The organism is Paraburkholderia xenovorans LB400, from assembly GCF_000013645.1.
Classification (GTDB): Bacteria; Pseudomonadota; Gammaproteobacteria; order Burkholderiales; family Burkholderiaceae; genus Paraburkholderia; species Paraburkholderia xenovorans.
Genome location: NC_007953.1, coordinates 899,580 through 916,577 on the forward strand (window position 1 = coordinate 899,580; position 16,998 = coordinate 916,577).

Genomic DNA, 16,998 nt, shown 5'->3' on the forward strand with positions numbered 1-16,998 from the left:
GTGCGGGTCGCCGAAAAACAAATCCCGCAGAGCCTTAACGCTGCAAGGGGCCGCCGCTATCACTGGGAGAGGCGGGAACCGATAGCACGAACCGGCTGAACGGTTGCGCCGTATTCCTGGCCAGCCCCGGTAGCGCCCCTTGCGATGCCGGAACAGGTTTTTGACGACATGAAACGGGCGCTCCGCCCGCGCGCGAATCTGTGCCGTGGTCCGCTCGGCGCGATCACCAGATTTCAGCACACCGTCAGGCATCGCCCTGATCTTGCCGCGCCGGCGCGGCCACGTGCCACTTCACCGTCTTGCGCTTCATCCGCTCGCGCTTGTCCACGCCGGTGTAGCCTGCGTCGCCAAACGCTTCCTGCGCATGGCCGTGCAGCAGCGTGTGAGCCTGCGATACAGCCGGCTCGTCGGCCGCCGTGGTGACCACGCTCTGCACCGGACCCGAGTCGGCGTCCACGCCGATGTGAGCCTTGACGCCGAATGCCACTCGTTGCCTTTCTTCGCCTGGTGCATCTCCGGGTCCCGGCTCTTCCCCGCATTCTTTCGACGGCGGAGCCTCGAAGATCGTCGCATCCACCAGCGTGCCTTCCTTCCTCATCAGTCGCGCTCGCACAGCTCGATGCCGATCCCGTCGAACAGCTTTCGCGTCAGTTCGGGCTCGACCAGCAGGCGCCGCGATTGTCGCCTTCGGGTCGGGCGCGATTTGTGCTCGCGGCGATGGCGCGAGGAAGCTTTTGACCGAGGCACTCGTGAACGATTGGCATTGGCAGGCGGTCCGGCCCGCGGAAAGCAATGCTGTTCATATCAGAATGAGAACACCAATGGCACACCAACGAAAACCAAAACGTCAAAACCCCCATTCTTACCGATCTATCTACATGCTCGATCTTGCGCGAGGAAGTTCGCATATCGCCAGTGCGCTTTCCGCTGTTTCGCAGCACGCTGCCATTGACGAAGTGATAAGCGAATTTCGTCAGCGACACACCGACGGCGATCTGTACGGTTTCTTACAGCTACTGGCGGAAAATCTTGAAAAGCGCGGAAAGGCAGTGCCTGCTGCCACTGTCCGCGACATGGCGTAAATCGCTCGACCCGGCGGGCCGGGCGTGGCCGGTACGGGAGCGCGTCGATCGGATACCGCTCGCGCGCGCCTTCCCACGCGCCCGCGCCGGTACAATTTTCGTCGCCAGCAAGCCTCCACGCGGATACCCCCGAGCGGTGCTGGACCGCGTTGTCTAGTGGATTGACGATCAATGGGCGCAGCCAGGCGCCCTCCCGTTAGGAGGCCACCGCGGTGGGCGGAAAACTCAGCCAGCGTTTCCAGTTGCTGGCGACCGGATGAAGCGCGACTACCTGTTCGGCATCGAGCGCACATGCGTTCCGGCAGGCAGCAGGCCCTGAGCCAGATGAGCCTGCCGCCGCAAACGGCCTTGGCCAAGGCACGCCGACCGAAGATGCAGGGCCGCCGCGTAGCATTATCAGCAAGGCGCGCAACGACAGGCTCGTATTAGCCGACGCCCGATCAGTCGCACATCTGTTCACGACCCTGTTTCAGCAGCCAGCCGCGAACCGCGGCTACCGGCCCCGGATGTCGAAGTCGCCGCGGGGTGACGACGTAAAAACCGGAGCCCGTTCGAAGCTCGACGTCGAATATGCGGCTCAATCCACCCATTGCGATGGCCCGCCCGACGAACGCAAACGGAGCCAGGGCGATACCTTGTCCCGCCATCGCGGCGTCAATGGCGAGAGAAGTCTGGTTGAAGCGGATGTTCTTTTCGCCAATTGCCGCCGACTGCTTCAGCACTTCCTGCAGAAATGGCGGCCACTGATTGTGGGCATCGTGCAAAAGCGGGTACCGTGCGAAAAACCTGGCGGCACCTGACGATCTGAGCTCATTGGCGAGTCGCGGGCTGCCGACAGCGACGAGCACACTTTCGAACAGGCATTCGGCGTTCAGGCCCACGCCGAACGGCGGTTGTCCGTAGCGCACCGCCAGATCGATAGCGTCGGTCTGAAAGTGCGATAGCCGATCGGTCGCGATGATGCGCAGGTCAATCTCAGGGTGTGCGGCAGTAAAGTCCTGAAGCCTGGGAATCAGCCATTTTGCGGCAAATGTAGGCGTGACACTGATCGTAAGTTGCAACGGCTGCGGGCGCAAAGCCTGCGTCGCTTCGACCAGCAAGTCGAACGCGCGCCGCACACTTGCCGCATAGCTGCGTCCATTCTCTGTCAGCACCAGCGCACGGGGACGGCGCTCGAACAGCACCAGACCTATCGACGATTCGAGCCCTCGCACATGCTGGGCCACGGCACCTTGCGTGACACCCAGTTCGCCAGCCGCCAACCGAAAATTCAGATGCCGGCTGGCCGCCTCGAAGGCTCGTAGCGCGTTCAGTGAAGGAAGCGGATCTAGCGGATCGTTCATCGGATAGTTTTTCTACTGCATCAGGCCAGTAAAAATGAGCCCTCTCCAGTGCGTCATGATGTTAGTCTGGGCATTCTACTCCCGCGATTGACCGGAGTGATTGCGACGAACTGATGAGGCACGGTACCAGATATGACAGTAGAAAAAGTAGCAGTGTTCACGGCAGCCGGCAGCGGAATGGGCGCTGCGGCAGCCCGCCGATTCGCGGCTGATGGCTTCAAGGTCGGCATCCTTTCATCTTCAGGTAAAGGCGAGGCGCTGGCTGCGGAACTGGGAGGTCTGGGAGTGACGGGATCGAACCGGTCGAACGACGACCTCGCCCGGCTCGTCGAATTGGTCATTTCGCGCTGGGGGCGCATCGACGTGCTAGTCAACAGCGCGGGGCACGGTCCGCGCGCCCCGGTTCTGGCACTGACCGACGAGGACTGGCATACAGGCATGGAAACGTACCTGCTCAATGTTATCCGTCCGACACGGCTGGTCACGCCGGTTATGCAAAAGCATGGAGGGGTGATCGTCAACATCTCCACGGCCTGGGCCTTCGAGCCGAGTGAGCTGTTCCCGACTTCGGCGGTTTTTCGCGCGGGCCTCGCGGCGTTCACGAAGATCTTTTCCGAGAGTCATGCGAAGGACAATATTCGCATGAACAATGTGCTACCTGGCTGGATCGACAGCCTCCCAGCCACCGATGAGCGCCGGCAAAGCGTGCCGCTGCAGCGTTACGGAACCAGCGAGGAAGTCGCCGCGACCATCGCTTTTCTCGCCTCTGAAGGCGCGGCCTACATCACTGGGCAAAATATTCGTGTCGATGGCGGTGTGACCCGTTCTCTATGATGGCGATAAAAAGTCCGGCCTGTTCGGATCCGGCAGCATTGCATGATGGCTAACGCGGATCACTCCAGTTTCGGTCTGCCACCGGGTAATTCCCGGGAGTGCTTGCAAATAGGTGGGCACGTTGTCCACACACGATAGTTAGCCTGCCGAAGATCCGGTTTGGGCGAAGACAGAGAAATGGTTCGTTATGTGATGGTTGTCACGTGAAAGAGCAAAGTAAATCGCTATGCTTCTGGCGACATAAGATGGAGAAACAGACCTCAATAGTCAAGCGAGCCTTGAGGATATTCGGCAAAAAGGTCGGGAACCTTGCGCACCGGAAAATCAGTGATAACACAATGGGTAAAAGATGCCGGAATGCCCCTGATATGTGCCAGCGACTTCCATTAATTGAAATCGCAAAACACGCCGGCTATATCTGGTTGGCACTCTTTTTTGAAGCCGGTTGACAAGGAACATTTTCATGGCAACGCAAGCATCCATCGATCTGATTCAAGAACTTTATATCGCTTACTATGGTCGTCCGGCCGATGCCGGAGGTCTCACCTTCTGGGCGACAACATTGGAGCAAAATGGTGGAAGCCTGGCCAGCGTCGTGAACGCGTTTGCCACTTCAGCGGAATCCGCGGCGCTCTATGGGTCCAACGTGACGCCCGAGGCACTGATAACCGCCATTTATCAGAATCTGCTGCATCGTGCCCCGGACGCTGCCGGCCTTACGTTCTATACCAACGCGCTGGCAACGGGCACGTTCACTGCCGGCAACCTGGCGTTGGCCATTCTGGGCGGCGTTCAGAACGCGGATGTCTTGACGGTCCAGGCCGAACTTACCGCCGCGAACCAGTTCACCGCAGCAGCAACCACCTATTCTGGCGACACCGCTGCCGTAATCGGCCGCACGTTTCTGTCACAAGTGAGTACTGATGGCACGACGGAAGCTGCGCTGCTGACCCACCTCTCGTCATATGTGAACGCCACGTCTGCGGCAACCACCGACCCGACGCAGTTTGCCAACGAAATTTCTCCTGATGGCCTTCTGACCAGCACCACGATTGTGGATACCTACGCGTCCGGTACTACCCCGACCACCGGTATCACCGTGGCGCAGGCCGCTTCATTAACGCCAGGCTCTACCTACAGCCTGAATGACACGTGGTCGAACGTGAGTAATGCGGCCAACGCCGCCATCGTGGGTGGGGCAGCGGGCTATGCCATCAGCGACATCGGCGCGCAGACGAATATCACCGTGGCACAAGCCAGCGTGCTCGCGCATGCGAGCAACTATGCATCGGGCACCGACACGTACACGCTGTCCGATACGGCCGCCAATCTGGCCGCCGACGCCGCAACGAATAACGGCGCAGGCACGTACGTAACGGCGGGTCACGACGTGACCGTGACCGACGCGGCTTCCATCGCGCAGATATCAGCCATCAAGGCCGCCGACGCCACCGGTACGCTAACCTACAACCTGGCAGACTCGTTGACTAACCTGGACCGCCCGGCCAACAGCGCGATCGTGAGCGGGCATGACTACACCCTGACCGACCCGGCGGCGCTGGGTGCGCTGTCGGTGGCGAATGCCGCCGTGGCGGCGGGCGCGAGCAACTTCGTGTCGGGCGGTTACGGCTACAGCCTGTCCGACACGGCCGCCAATCTGGCAGCCGACGCCGGGACGAATGGTGGCGCGGGTACCGTCGTGACGGCGGATCATAACGTGACCGTGACTAACGCAGCCTCGATCGCGCAGATCACCGCGATCCACCATGCCGACAGTACCGGTACGCTGACATACAGCCTGAAGGACACGCTGGCTGACCTGGATAATGCGGCCAACAGCACGATGGTGAGCGGGCATAGCTACAGCCTGACCGACCCGGCGGCGCTGGGTATCCTATCGGTGGCGAATGCCAGGGTAGCGGCGGGTGCAAGCAATTTCGCGTCTGGCAACTACACCTACAGCCTGTCCGACACGGCCGCCAATCTGGCAGCCGACGCGGCGATGCATGATGGCGCAGGTACCGCGGTGACGACGGGCCGTAACGTGACCGTGACTGACTCGGCCTCAGTCGCACAAATAATGGCGATCCGCCATGCCGACGCTACCGGTACGCTGACCTACAGCCTCGCGGACTCGTTAGCTAATCTGGATAACGCGGCCAACCGCACGCTCGTGAGCGGGCATAGCTATAGCCTGACCGACCCGGCGGCGCTGGGTGCGCTGTCGGTGGCGAATGCCGCCGTGGCGGCGGGCGCGAGCAACTTCACGTCTGGTGGCTATATGTACAGCCTGAACGACACGGCGGCGAATCTGATAGCCGACGCCGCGACGAACAACGGCGCAGGCACGTACGTAACGGCGGGTCACGACGTGACCGTGACCGACGCGGCTTCCATCGCGCAGATATCAGCCATCAAGGCCGCCGACGCCACCGGTACGCTAACCTACAACCTCGCAGACTCGTTGGCTAACCTGGACAACCCGGCCAACAGCGCCGTCGTGAGCGGACATAGCTATCGCCTGACCGACGCAACGACGCTGGGTGCCCTGTCGGTGGCCGATGCCGCTGTGGCGGCGGGCGCGAGCAACTTTACGTCGGACGACTACACCTACAGCCTGTCGGACACAGCTGCCAATCTGGTAGCCGACGCTGCGACGCATGGCGGCACAGGCACGTATGTGACGACAGATCAGAATGTGACCGTGACTGACGCGGCCTCGATCGCGCAGATAGCAGCGATCGAGACTGCTCGGCCCCAAACGCTGACCTGGCACAGCCTGTCCGACACGGCTGCTAATCTGGCATCCGACGCCGCGACGAATAACGGCACGGGTACATTCGTGGGGGAAGGGCTCGACGTGACGGTGACCGATTCGGCCTCCGTCTTGCAGATCAAAACGATCGGGCATGCCGACAGCACCGGTACGCTGACCTACAGCCTGTCGGACACGTGGTCGCACGTGAGTGACGCGAACAACGCGGCCATCGTAAGTGGGGCAACGAGCTACAGCATCAGCAACATCGCCGCAGAGACGGGTATCACCGTGGCACAGGCTGGTGTCCTTACGCATGCCAGCAACTATGACGCAGGCACGGACACGTACACGCTGTCGGACACCTCCACAAACATTCTGGACTCCGGCGCGAGCGCTGTGGACTCGGGTGCCTCCGCGATCACGATGAGTGTGGATGGGACCGGCAGCGGCGTGCTGGCCACGACAGGCGCCGCCACGCTCAACATCACTGGGAGCGCTGCTCTTACCTTGACTCTTCTCACCGGAGCTGCGGATACGGTGATTGCAACCGACTTTGCCGGTAGCTTATACCTGACCGATTCCGCCCATGGCGACACGATCACGACTGGCTCCGGTACTGCGACCATTACCGAAAGCAGCAATACCACGGTCGCAGATAGCATCACTTTCGGTTCGCATGGTACGAACACGGATACGCTGATTCTGAATGCGGCCGGTCAGCAGACGGATAGCGTGACGGGTTTTGTCGCAGGGCAGGATGTAATCCAGTTAAGCGGGGCTGCGACGATGGCTGTAGGTAACGAACTCAGCGCGAGTGGCGGCCTGGTGCCATCGGAAAACTACACCAACGCAACCCAATTTAACCTTGCTGTGCAAGGCGTCACCGGTGCGAGCGCGGGCGATGCTATCGCGTGGCTTGATGGCGCAAACGGCAACACGTACGTGGCAGTATTCGAGGGAGCCACACCCGGTCACGCGCATGTCGTTGAGTTGGTGGGCATGGCCACGTGGACCGGCATGACCTCCACAGGCAACGGCATTCATGTAGGCAGCACGCTGTCGCCGTCATAGAAAGTGCCAGAGGAAGACAGCAAAGTGATGTCCCTCTTTTCCCGTTTAATTCGCCTGGTGCCGGATAGGGCTCATTCAGCCTGACTGGCTTGCGCCGGCAGCCCTAATCCTTCTAACTCACTCCGGATGTGGTCAATCAATGCCATGAGCAGACGGCGTTGCCGATGCGATTTGGCGAATTGCGCGCGAAACCAAAATTCCGGAAGTGCAAAATTTTCCAGGACCGCTATCAGCCGACCATTCTCTAGCGCTTTCTGAGCTGCATAACCCGGCAGGATTCCAATGCCGAGGCCGTCAGTCACGGCCTGATGCATGACCTGTATATCGTTCGTCTGAAAAGTGCTATTCACATGAACATCGACCTGGCCATGTCTTCCGTTGAGGGTCCAGGTCATCCCCGCGGACAGGTAAGAATATTGAAGACAACGATGGTGCGCCAGATCTTCGGGCTGCAGCGGCGTGCCCATTTCCGCCAGGTATTCAGGAGAAGCGAACAACATCCGCTGGATCGGGAATAGCGGAATTTCGTCGATCTGATCGTACGAGGGGGGCAGCCCGGTGATTACCAGATCGAAGCCCTCCGTGGCGGGATTCACAGGCCGGTCAATCAGCAACAGTTCTAACGTGACCTTGGGATGGCGAATCAGAAACCGGTTGATCACTTTAGCGAGATGCAGATAGGTCAGCGCAGACGGCGCTTTCACCTTGAGACGGCCGGACAGTTCGGAAACGTCGCCCGTCATGTCGCCGGTCATCCGGTCATAGGCCAGCACCATGTCCCGTGCGTGCGCGAGGGCCGCCTTTCCGGTTGGCGTCAGTTCGACGCGTCGGGTCGTCCGCACGAATAGCGGACGCCCGATCTCGGCTTCCAATTGAGTAACGCGCTTGGTGACAACCGAAGGAACTACCCGCAGTTGCCTTGCTGCTGAAGAAAACCCACCGGTTTCCGCAACCAGCAAAAAAGCCCGTGCCTGGTCGATGGCATCCATTGTCTCCGCCTGTGTGCCTGATGCATTCTGTACTTTGGCGTCATTGTAGCCGCACGTGCCAAACCAGGTCATCCACCGCCGGCGGCGCGGCAAGCTGACATGTAGACAGCATCAGCGCCCGGTCAGTTACGTTATAGAGGTCGTAGCCCCGGCGCATGGCAAGTACGGTCAGACAATCGCATGCTGTTCCACCAACGCCTTGCGCAACGCATCGCTCGACACAATCGCGCGATTGTCAACGCTCAGCGCGGCCGATACCCCTGCCGCATGACCCGTGGCGAACGAGGTTCCCATCACCCGAATCGAACCATACGCCTCCCGGTCACTCCCAATCACCCGGCCCGCGAGCCGAAGATTGGCGACGCCTTTCGGTAGTAAAGCCTGGTGCGGAATATCGAAGAATCCCGCCCCTCCGATCGGCGTGTAGCGAATACGGCCGGGGCTTTCATGAACCTCCATTGGCCAGCAACCCCGGCCTATACCATCGCTCGAACGGCTACCCTGTCTGGCATCGACGACATTTACGTCGCGCACCGATTGCGGATGCCGCGTCTCCCTGATGCCCAACTGCGGTCCGGTGGATACGATGTACGCGCTTTCGAATCCGGGATGCCCACGCAATATGCTGAGGTAGCGCCACGCCAGTTCACGGGCCTGAGTCTCGGCACGGGCCAGATCTTCACCCCCCAGTCCGCCGGTGCCGAGATCGACGTTCATCCACCAGACGTCCCCGGACAGCGGCAAACTCAGAATCACACCGCCGTCCTCGCGAGCCACAGGCTCATCCGCGCTTTGATTGTATTGTTTGATCAGCTGCGTCAGGCGCGTCCGGTCAAGCAATGCCCCGTTGGCAATGCCGGCGATCCGCATCGGCAGCGAAGCGGGTTGCAACGATACATCATGGGCCGGGTGACGTAGATCAACGCCGGCATACGCGGACAGACTCCCCTCGCCACTCGCGTCGACGAAGCATGCGGCCTGTATCTCATGCATGCCGTCGTGATCCGCTACGATGATCGCTGTAATGGTGTCACCGCTTCGTTGCACACCGACCAGCCGGGTGTGCAGTCTGAGTGCCACCTGATCGGCGAGCAGCAAACGGTCGAAGGCAAGCTTCGTCGCTTCCACGTCGAGCACGACGATCCAGTTGCCGGTACGGGAGTACAACGGCTTCGTGTCGACACCCAGCACGCGCAACTCGCGCAGCACGTCCTCACCGACTCCGGCTACCTGCTGGACCGCGATCTCTCCCTGACCGTAAAAGCCGCAATAAGCGAGCACCTGCGAATGGGTCGCAGCGCCGCCGAGAAAGCCATAGCGCTCCACCAGCAGCGTATGCGCGCCGGTCCTCGCCGCGCCCACCGCAGCGGCGGCGCCAGCCGCCCCGCCACCGACGACCACCACGTCGTAGCGTTCCTTCCTTGTCAGATTCATGATGGTTACCCAGCTAGCTCCGCACTCGTGTGGTCCGGCAGCATGACTTGCATGAAGGCGCCCAGCGCTTGCATCTGGGCCGCAGCCATTTCAATCCCGGTCTGAATCCTGCAACCCAGTTCCTGCGCGCGTAACAGCAAGGGCGTCATGACTGGCGAGGTCACGACATCGGCCACCAGTACGTGTGGCGCACAGGCCTTCAGCAAACCGGCAGGCACAGGGAAAGCCGTGGTGCCGTCCATACCGGCAGGTGTCGCATTGACGAGCAGATCGGCGTGGCTCGCGCCGGTCAGGCCGACGTCAATTTCGACCTCGGGAAATGCCTGCCCCAACCGCTTCGCCAGCAAATCGGCGCGCGCGCGGTCGATGTCGCCCAGCGTCAAATGTCCGATTCGGGCTTCGCAAAGCGCATAGGCGATCGCACTGCCCGCGCCGCCCGCACCGGCGATCAACGCCGTCTGTCCTGCGGCTCGAAATCCGTGCGCCTGCGCGGCGGCGAGAAAACCGGCGCCGTCCGTCATATCGCCGATCAGTCGTCCGTCCGCTTCGCGCCGGATGACATTGACGGCACCCAATGCGGCAGACCGCGCGCTCAACGCATCCAGATGAGGCACCAGCGTCTGTTTGTACGGCACGGTCACGACACAGCCGAGCAGGTTCTTCCAACCGCGCAACAACACCGTGAAGGCGTCGATGGCCTCAGCGTCGATGTCCAGCGGAATCATCGCGATGTCGGCGCCGGTCGTGGCGAAGTGCGCATTGAAGTTGGCCGGCGACGCAACTTGCGAAACCGGCGAGCCAACGATCCCCACCAGTCGGGTTGATCCAGTAATCAAATGATCCTCATGCATGAAAATCGAAATCGGGCTGCGTTAGGTCGGACCCGGCAGCCCGCATTGTTCAGAACGAGTGACGAATGCCGACCCGCATGGCGAGCTGATTCGCCGTCGTGGATGCGCTCAACGTGGAAATCGCCGCGACTGCCGGTTTGCCAAGCGAGTTTTCACCCGATGCATGCTCCCACGCGGTGATGAAATACAGGAAGGTCGCTTTCGACAGGTTGTACTGCGCGCCGAAGTTGATCTGGCTGTAATGCGCCGACGAGGCCTCGGTGTAGTCGTAAGAAATGCCCGCGTCAGCGAACGGCGTGAACTGGTACATGTAGCTCACTTCCGCATTAGCGAAGCGGGCCGAGCCGACGTTCGGCGTCGCCGCCGTGTGTACCATGTCGTCAAAGAGCGTCAGCGAATACTGCGCGCCCAGCGTCGACGCGCCGATCGTGTACAACCCGCCGATCGACGCGACCTGCATGCGGTTCGCCGACACATAGCCGCTGAAAATCGGATTGGTGATCGGATTGGCGAAAGTGCCACCGGTCGCCGGGACAGTCGCGGCGCCATACAGGGAAATAGCCGGATCGCGCAGATTCAGGTAAGTGGCGCCCAGTTTCAACGGACCGCCGACATAGCCCGCGCCGAACTCATAGGCGCTGTTACGCGACGTATCGCCGGCTACGCCGCCCACACTGATCATCGTCGAGGCAGTAAAGCCGTGAATCGTGGGCGTGGTGTACTTGATGTCGTTATCGAGTTCGTAAGTGCCCCACAGGTTGTCCACGTCGCCTGCGTGGGTCGCCAATGCGCCGGAGAAGCGCAGCGCGTCGGTGAGTCCCTGGGCATAGTCGATCGCGAGGTCGTACTGGCGGCCGACGGTCAGCGTGCCGAGCGGGCCGGTGAGGCCAACGTAGGCATAGCGGCCGAATTCGCGGCTGCCGAGCATCGCCCCGGTGGCGGAACTGATCGCGCCTTCCAGGTCGAAGATCGCTTTATATTGATTGCCGAGATCTTCCGCGCCCTTGATACCCCACTTGCTGGCGCCACGCGAGCCGCTATTCTCTTGCCAGGACGCGCCGCCGCCCTGGTTGTTCGTATAGGTAATGCCCGTGTCGAGCGTGCCGTACAGCGTCACGCTGCTTTGCGCGTGACAGGCCAGCGCGGAGCACAGTAGAGGTACAGCCGTAACGAATTGCTTACGCATAAAGGTCTCCATTTTTGATTGTCTGGATGAAGCAGATTTCTTTTTCTCTACGTCTTCTTTTAATTGGTGGCCACGGCCGGATTGTGTCCTTCGATGGGAGCACGCAAGCCCGCCACGCACAGCGCCGCGACGAACGCGGGAATCGAGACGACGGCGAACAGCGTACCGTAGCCCCAGCCACCGCCAAGCAGAATGCCGCCCAGCAGCGAGCCGGCAATCGAACCGAGTCGGCCTATACCGGATGCCCATGCCACGCCGGTCGCGCGTATCGCAGTCGGATAGCACAGCGCGGCCATCCCGTTGACACCCACTTGCGAGCCGCTAATGCAAAAACCCGCGAGAAAAATCGCCGGCGCGAGCAGGTACGGCGTGCTGATCAGATGGCTGATCGAAAGGATCAGCAGGGCGGCAATCACATACGCACAAGCCAGCACCCGGTGGGGCACCACCCGGTCCATGGCTCGACCGAGCAGGATTGCGCCACACGTGCCACCGATCGACCAGGTCGCCGTCAACAGCGAGGCCGAGCGCACCGAGCCGCCGGCATTGGACACGATCGTCGGCAACCAGCTCGAAAACAGGTACAGCACGAGCAGGCCCGCAAAAAAAGTAATCCACAGCAAGATCGTTTCCCGAGCGCGGCCCGCGACCAGCAGATCGCGCACCGGCGAGCGGCGGGCAAGCGTTTCCGTGACGAAAAAAGACGAAGCGTCGACGGGTGTCGCGGAAATCCGCGCCAGCATCGACTGAAGGCGCGGCCGATTTGCGTCGCGCCGTAACGCAAGGAAACGAATGGATTCGGGTAGCAGAAAATAGAGAACCGGCCACAGCACCAGCGGCACTACCCCGCCGAACACCAGCATCGCACGCCAGCCCGCATGACCGATTAGCAGCGACGCCACCAGTCCGCCAAATGCCGAGCCTAGCGACAGTCCGCAAAACATTATGGGGGTAAGCGGATTAAATGGTTGATCTTACCTTTGCATGAGAGTGAGACAGACCGGCATCTCATCGGATTATCTGGTTGATGCTTCACCTACTGCTGGTGCATGTTTCCTTCGCTAATTCCAGCAAGAACCCCACACGCCTCAACTTCCCGGTCATCGTTGCAACTCGCTCTCAGTGAAACGAGTTGTTTCTCAAGCGCTTGCAGAGCGGTTATCTGCGACCGCACATGAGAGATGTGATCATCGAGCAAGGCGTTGACGGCGGCACAAGGCTGATGAGGGTCGTCCTGATAGCTCTGTAGTTCGTGAATCTCAGCCAGTGACAGGCCCAGGATTCTGCAGCGACGGATGAAGGCCAGCCCCTCACCATGCTTCTCGGTATAGACACGGTAACCGTTGTCCTGCCGATCAGGCGGCGGCAACAAGCCCTGCTGTTCATAGAAGCGGATCGTCTGTGTTTCGACCCCTACCAACTGCGCCAACTGACCAATGCGCATCAGCCTCCTCCCCAACGGATTCTTTACTCTATTGACCTTATAGTAGCTTTATAGTTTTAAATGGTACCACAACATTGTTCAAGTGGAGTCGTATCATGAGCAAATCCTGTGGTGGCGCCTGTGGCGGTGATGCAACGTCCGCAGCGGATACCGATATACAGGCCTCCTCCGAGGCGCCAGGGAGATGGGTCAGTGTTTATGCCGTGCCGAAGATGGACTGTCCATCAGAAGAACGAATGATTCGCCTAGCCCTGAACGGCTTTGAGGAGATTCGGGCGCTGTCCTTCGACTTGTCGAACCGCCGGCTGAAGGTCGTGCATGACGGCGAGGTCGAGCCCGTCACCTCGAAACTGAAGACCTTGGGGCTAGGCGCCTCGCTTCAGGAAACCGTCGCTGCAAATCCGGAGACCATCAAGGCCGCCGAGTTTTCGGCAGCTTCTGCTAAGCAAGAATCCGGGACCCTGCGCTGGTTGCTCGGCATCAATGCACTTCTGTTCGTGGTGGAAATGACTGCCGGTCTGATCGCCCAGTCCACCGGCCTGATTGGAGAATCCCTGGACAATTTTGCCGATGCGGCGGTGTACGGGCTTGCCCTTTATGCGGTTGGACATAGCGTGAAAATGCAGGTACGTGCCGCGCATCTTGCTGGTGTACTGCAACTGATCTTGGCTGTGGGCGTGCTCGTAGAGGTGGTGAGACGCTTTGTATTCGGTAGTGAGCCTGAATCGCTGGTGATGATGGCTATCGCATTCGTCGCATTGATTGCCAATACCAGTTGTCTGCTGCTCATATCCAAACATCGGGAAGGCGGGGCGCACATGAAGGCAAGCTGGATATTCTCGGCCAACGACGTGGTGATCAACCTGGGGGTCATCACCGCCGGCGCCCTGGTCGCGTGGACCGGTTCCAATTATCCGGATCTGATTATCGGCACCATCGCGGGGGGCATTGTACTTAACGGTGCCAGACGCATTTTGGCGTTGAAGGGTTAAATAATGCTCATTATTGGCAAAAAGCTCTCGCCGTATGCCCTATTGTCCATATCGGGCCTGCTGGCAGCGTCTGATCAGGCTGTAAAGTGGCTGGTGCAGCAATCAATGGCCTATGGCGAGTATGTTTCGGTGACCCCGTTCTTTAACTGGGTGCACCTATGGAACACCGGTGCCGCATTCAGTCTTTTTGCGAATGGTGGAGGCTGGCAGCGCTACTTTTTTATCGGAATCGCGGTAGTGGTCTCGATTTTTCTGATCAAGCTGATCCTTGAAAATCGTCATAAAGGAGAAGCCATCGCTTACAGTCTTATCCTCGGTGGCGCCATGGGCAACCTGATTGACCGGGTCTTTCGCGGCTATGTTGTGGATTCCTTTGATTTCTATTGGCGAGACTGGCATTGGCCGGCCTTCAACCTGGCTGATATTGCAATTGTCCTCGGTGCCTTACTTTTCGTTTCCAGCAGCTTGTTGGGTAAAAAAGCAAACACCAATGCCGAGCCGGATGGATCTGACTGACACCTACGCCTATACAACACCATGACCGAACTTCCCGACAACATCCTTCACCTGCCGCAATACCAAGTACTGGGCTGCAAATCAACCGACGACGAAATGCACTTCCAGGTGGACGTGCCCGATCCCATCGCCTGCGAGGAATGCGGCGTGCAGGGTGAGTTCGTACGGTTCGGCAAGCGTGACGTTCCCTATCGTGATCTGCCCATCCACGGCAAGCGGGTCACTCTCTGGGTGGTCCGCCGCCGATACACCTGCCGGGCCTGCAAGACAACATTCAGGCCCCAGCTACCGGAGATGGTGGACGGATTCCGTATGACACTGCGGCTGCATGAGTACGTGGAGAAGGAATCCTTCAACCACCCCTACACCTTTGTGGCGGCACAGACCGGCCTGGACGAGAAGACGGTGCGCGACATCTTCAACGCCCGCGCCGAGTTCCTGGGGCGCTGGCACCGCTTCGAGACGCCCCGCATCCTGGGCATTGACGAGCTATACCTGAACAAGCGCTACCGCTGCATTCTGACCAACATTGAGGAGCGAACCCTGCTCGACCTGCTGGCCACCCGCCGCCAGGACGTGGTGACCAACTACCTGATGAAGCTGAAAGACCGGCAGAAGGTCGAGATCGTCAGCATGGACATGTGGAACCCCTACCGGGCAGCGGTCAAGGCTGTGCTGCCCCAGGCCCGTATCGTGGTCGATAAGTTCCATGTGGTGCGCATGGCCAACGATGCCCTAGAGAGAGTGCGCAAGGGCCTCAGAAAGGAGCTGAAACCGTCCCAGAGCCGGACTCTCAAGGGAGACCGGAAAATCCTGCTGAAACGCGCTCACGAAGTCTCAGACCGGGAGCGCCTCATCATGGAGACCTGGACAGGCGCGTTCCCGCAACTGCTGGCCGCCTACGAGCACAAGGAGCGCTTCTACGGCATCTGGGACGCCACCACACGGCTCCAGGCAGAAGCCGCCCTGGACGAGTGGATAGCCACCATCCCGAAGGGCCAAAAGGAAGTCTGGAGCGATCTGGTCAGGGCAGTGGGAAACTGGCGCGAAGAGACCATGACCTACTTCGAGACGGACATGCCCGTCACCAACGCTTACACGGAGTCCATCAACCGACTGGCCAAGGACAAGAACCGTGAAGGGCGCGGTTACTCCTTCGAGGTGATGCGGGCACGAATGCTCTACACCACGAAGCACAAGAAGAAGGCACCGACTGCGAAGGTCTCTCCTTTCTACAAGAAAACCATCGGTTACGGACTGCCGGACTTCGCAGAGGAACTCAACTACGGAGTCGATCTATCAACCATCTGAGGGTGGTATCAGATTGATGGGGTGAAGGTGCCCCATCAACCATTAAATCCGTATACCCCATTATGGTCACCAGCGAAAGTCGGCGCGCCTTGGGCGAAAACTCGGCCGTCAATGTCACGGCGTTGGGCGCGGCGCCTCCCAGTCCAATGCCCGCGACGAGGCGCAATGCAGTCAGTTGGGTAACATCATGGGCAAGCAGCGTAAGCAGCGTTGCCGCCGCGAATACGAGTACCGATGCCAGCACCACTGGACGACGTCCATAGCGGTCGGCCAACGGCCCGAACACCAGCGCACCCAACGTGAGGCCGATCAGGCCCGAGACGAAGATCGGCGCGAGTTGCTGGGCGGAAAGTCTCCATTCATGCCGCACAGAAGGCGCGATATACGCGGCAAGACCGAGGTCGATACCGTCGATGGCCACGATCAGAAAGCAGAGCAATATCGTGCGAATCTGAAACCGCGAGAGCGGCACCGAGTCGATGAAATCCTGTATGTCCACAGGACGGTGCGCCGTCATGTTGTCTCCTCGATTATTAATTAAAATCCTGAATACGAATGCCGAATCGAAGTCTATCCAGGGGCAAGCACAATAGGAAGCCACCCGCAGGGAAATCGATTGTTGCCCGATCGCGAAAAATCGGCGAGGCGGCATGAAGCGAATCTCCGCAATTGCCAAGCCGCTTATGGGTTTCTGATTACATTTTGCCGACAACTGGCGTCGCGCCCTTCGGAAATCGGAGACATCACCGGACCGCCGCCAGGATAGTTCAGGCTATCGGTCCAGCTTGACCGCCCGATACAGTCAGCCTTCGTCGGTCCGGATGGGATGTGCGGGCCGAACACCTGATTGGGTCAGGCCGGCGGGGAGTTGCGGTTGAACATATTCGGCGCGACCGGCAGCTTGTGCCGGGACCGGCTGTCGCGGATAACGGCGTTTGTGGCGGGCTCGGGTACCGTTGGAGTTTATCAGCCGCTCTACCCGCGCCTTGCTGGCGGGAAGGCCGCGAGAGCGAACCTCTTCGGTCATTCATGCGGACCCTGCACGCCGTGCGGCAATGCGAGCGCGATCGCGAGTCGGGCAATGTCCGGATGAAACCGGCCAGCTCGCGCGCTACGGTAACGACTGCGATGTTGACATTCTTGCCGCGGGAATCAGCGAAGGCGCACAGACCCTACTCTGGAAGCCG

The 16,998-nt window shown here is 60.1% G+C and carries 16 protein-coding genes and 1 pseudogene; 7 read left to right on the plus strand and 10 right to left on the minus strand.

All coding sequences use genetic code 11. From position 1 onward, the window contains the following. Window positions 1-244: 244 nt before the first annotated feature. A complete protein-coding gene (locus BXE_RS45090; RefSeq protein ID WP_081435643.1) occupies window positions 245-598 on the minus strand; it encodes a transposase in 354 nt (117 codons plus the stop codon). A 223-nt stretch (window positions 599-821) separates the two neighbouring features. On the opposite strand from BXE_RS45090, the gene BXE_RS40805 reads away from it, so the two are divergent. Then, on the plus strand, window positions 822-1,082 hold the full coding sequence (locus tag BXE_RS40805) for a hypothetical protein (protein WP_049782461.1): 261 nt from the start codon (window positions 822-824) through the stop codon (window positions 1,080-1,082). Between the two features lie 440 nt (window positions 1,083-1,522). On the opposite strand, the gene BXE_RS40810 is transcribed toward BXE_RS40805, so the two are convergent. Continuing rightward, complete coding sequence (locus BXE_RS40810; RefSeq protein WP_011494001.1) at window positions 1,523-2,425, minus strand: LysR substrate-binding domain-containing protein; 903 nt, start codon at window positions 2,423-2,425, stop codon at window positions 1,523-1,525. 132 nt (window positions 2,426-2,557) lie between these two features. Here BXE_RS40810 and BXE_RS40815 point away from each other — a divergent pair, with 132 nt between their 5' ends. The 3 genes from BXE_RS40815 (at window position 2,558) to BXE_RS40820 (ending at window position 7,088) form a co-directional block, all read left to right on the plus strand. Then, window positions 2,558-3,259: an SDR family oxidoreductase gene (locus tag BXE_RS40815; RefSeq protein ID WP_011494002.1), complete on the plus strand. Its 702-nt coding sequence runs from the start codon at window positions 2,558-2,560 to the stop codon at window positions 3,257-3,259. 245 nt (window positions 3,260-3,504) lie between these two features. Next, window positions 3,505-3,708: a hypothetical protein gene (locus BXE_RS46830; protein WP_148311799.1), complete on the plus strand. Its 204-nt coding sequence runs from the start codon at window positions 3,505-3,507 to the stop codon at window positions 3,706-3,708. 14 nt (window positions 3,709-3,722) lie between these two features. Beyond that, complete coding sequence (locus tag BXE_RS40820) at window positions 3,723-7,088, plus strand: DUF4214 domain-containing protein (protein ID WP_011494004.1); 3,366 nt, start codon at window positions 3,723-3,725, stop codon at window positions 7,086-7,088. A 71-nt stretch (window positions 7,089-7,159) separates the two neighbouring features. Here BXE_RS40820 and BXE_RS40825 read toward each other — a convergent pair whose 3' ends face one another. The 6 genes from BXE_RS40825 to cadR all read right to left on the minus strand — a co-directional run bounded on the left by BXE_RS40825 (window position 7,160) and on the right by cadR (window position 12,992). Then, complete coding sequence (locus BXE_RS40825; protein ID WP_063719373.1) at window positions 7,160-8,077, minus strand: LysR family transcriptional regulator; 918 nt, start codon at window positions 8,075-8,077, stop codon at window positions 7,160-7,162. Window positions 8,078-8,245: 168 nt separating this feature from the next. Then, window positions 8,246-9,481, minus strand: a complete 1,236-nt coding sequence (locus BXE_RS40830) for an FAD-dependent oxidoreductase (protein ID WP_199577100.1) — start codon at window positions 9,479-9,481, stop codon at window positions 8,246-8,248. Between the two features lie 35 nt (window positions 9,482-9,516). Next, entirely contained in the window at window positions 9,517-10,347 is an 831-nt protein-coding gene (locus BXE_RS40835; protein WP_049782510.1) for a shikimate dehydrogenase family protein, read from the minus strand. 64 nt (window positions 10,348-10,411) lie between these two features. Beyond that, complete coding sequence (locus BXE_RS40840) at window positions 10,412-11,548, minus strand: porin (protein ID WP_011494008.1); 1,137 nt, start codon at window positions 11,546-11,548, stop codon at window positions 10,412-10,414. A 59-nt stretch (window positions 11,549-11,607) separates the two neighbouring features. After that, window positions 11,608-12,492: an MFS transporter gene (locus tag BXE_RS40845; protein WP_040123494.1), complete on the minus strand. Its 885-nt coding sequence runs from the start codon at window positions 12,490-12,492 to the stop codon at window positions 11,608-11,610. A gap of 92 nt (window positions 12,493-12,584) precedes the next feature. Then, the gene (cadR, locus tag BXE_RS40850; protein WP_011487781.1) at window positions 12,585-12,992 is read right to left on the minus strand and encodes a Cd(II)/Pb(II)-responsive transcriptional regulator; all 408 of its coding nucleotides are present in this window, start codon (window positions 12,990-12,992) and stop codon (window positions 12,585-12,587) included. A 95-nt stretch (window positions 12,993-13,087) separates the two neighbouring features. Between cadR and BXE_RS40855 the strand changes: the two genes are divergently transcribed. Genes BXE_RS40855 through BXE_RS40865 form a run of 3 tightly spaced genes read left to right on the plus strand, consistent with a single transcriptional unit; the run spans window position 13,088 to window position 15,811 of the window. After that, window positions 13,088-13,984 carry a cation transporter gene (locus BXE_RS40855; RefSeq protein WP_004574643.1) on the plus strand — a complete coding sequence of 299 codons (897 nt, stop codon included), beginning with the start codon at window positions 13,088-13,090 and terminating at the stop codon, window positions 13,982-13,984. Window positions 13,985-13,987: 3 nt separating this feature from the next. Next, the gene (gene lspA, locus BXE_RS40860) at window positions 13,988-14,500 is read left to right on the plus strand and encodes a signal peptidase II (protein ID WP_004863699.1); all 513 of its coding nucleotides are present in this window, start codon (window positions 13,988-13,990) and stop codon (window positions 14,498-14,500) included. Between the two features lie 21 nt (window positions 14,501-14,521). Then, window positions 14,522-15,811 carry an ISL3-like element ISPpu12 family transposase gene (locus BXE_RS40865; RefSeq protein WP_004574636.1) on the plus strand — a complete coding sequence of 430 codons (1,290 nt, stop codon included), beginning with the start codon at window positions 14,522-14,524 and terminating at the stop codon, window positions 15,809-15,811. On the opposite strand, the gene BXE_RS40870 is transcribed toward BXE_RS40865, so the two are convergent. Together BXE_RS40870 and BXE_RS47665 are read right to left on the minus strand one after the other, a co-directional pair. Continuing rightward, window positions 15,780-16,463, minus strand: coding sequence for an MFS transporter (locus BXE_RS40870; RefSeq protein WP_233518906.1), 684 nt, complete (start codon window positions 16,461-16,463; stop codon window positions 15,780-15,782). The two genes, BXE_RS40865 and BXE_RS40870, sit on opposite strands and share 32 nt — an antisense overlap. Before the next feature lie 203 nt (window positions 16,464-16,666). Then, a pseudogene (locus BXE_RS47665) lies at window positions 16,667-16,838 on the minus strand (IS3 family transposase); the annotation flags it as partial. Between the last annotated feature and the right edge of the window lie 160 nt (window positions 16,839-16,998).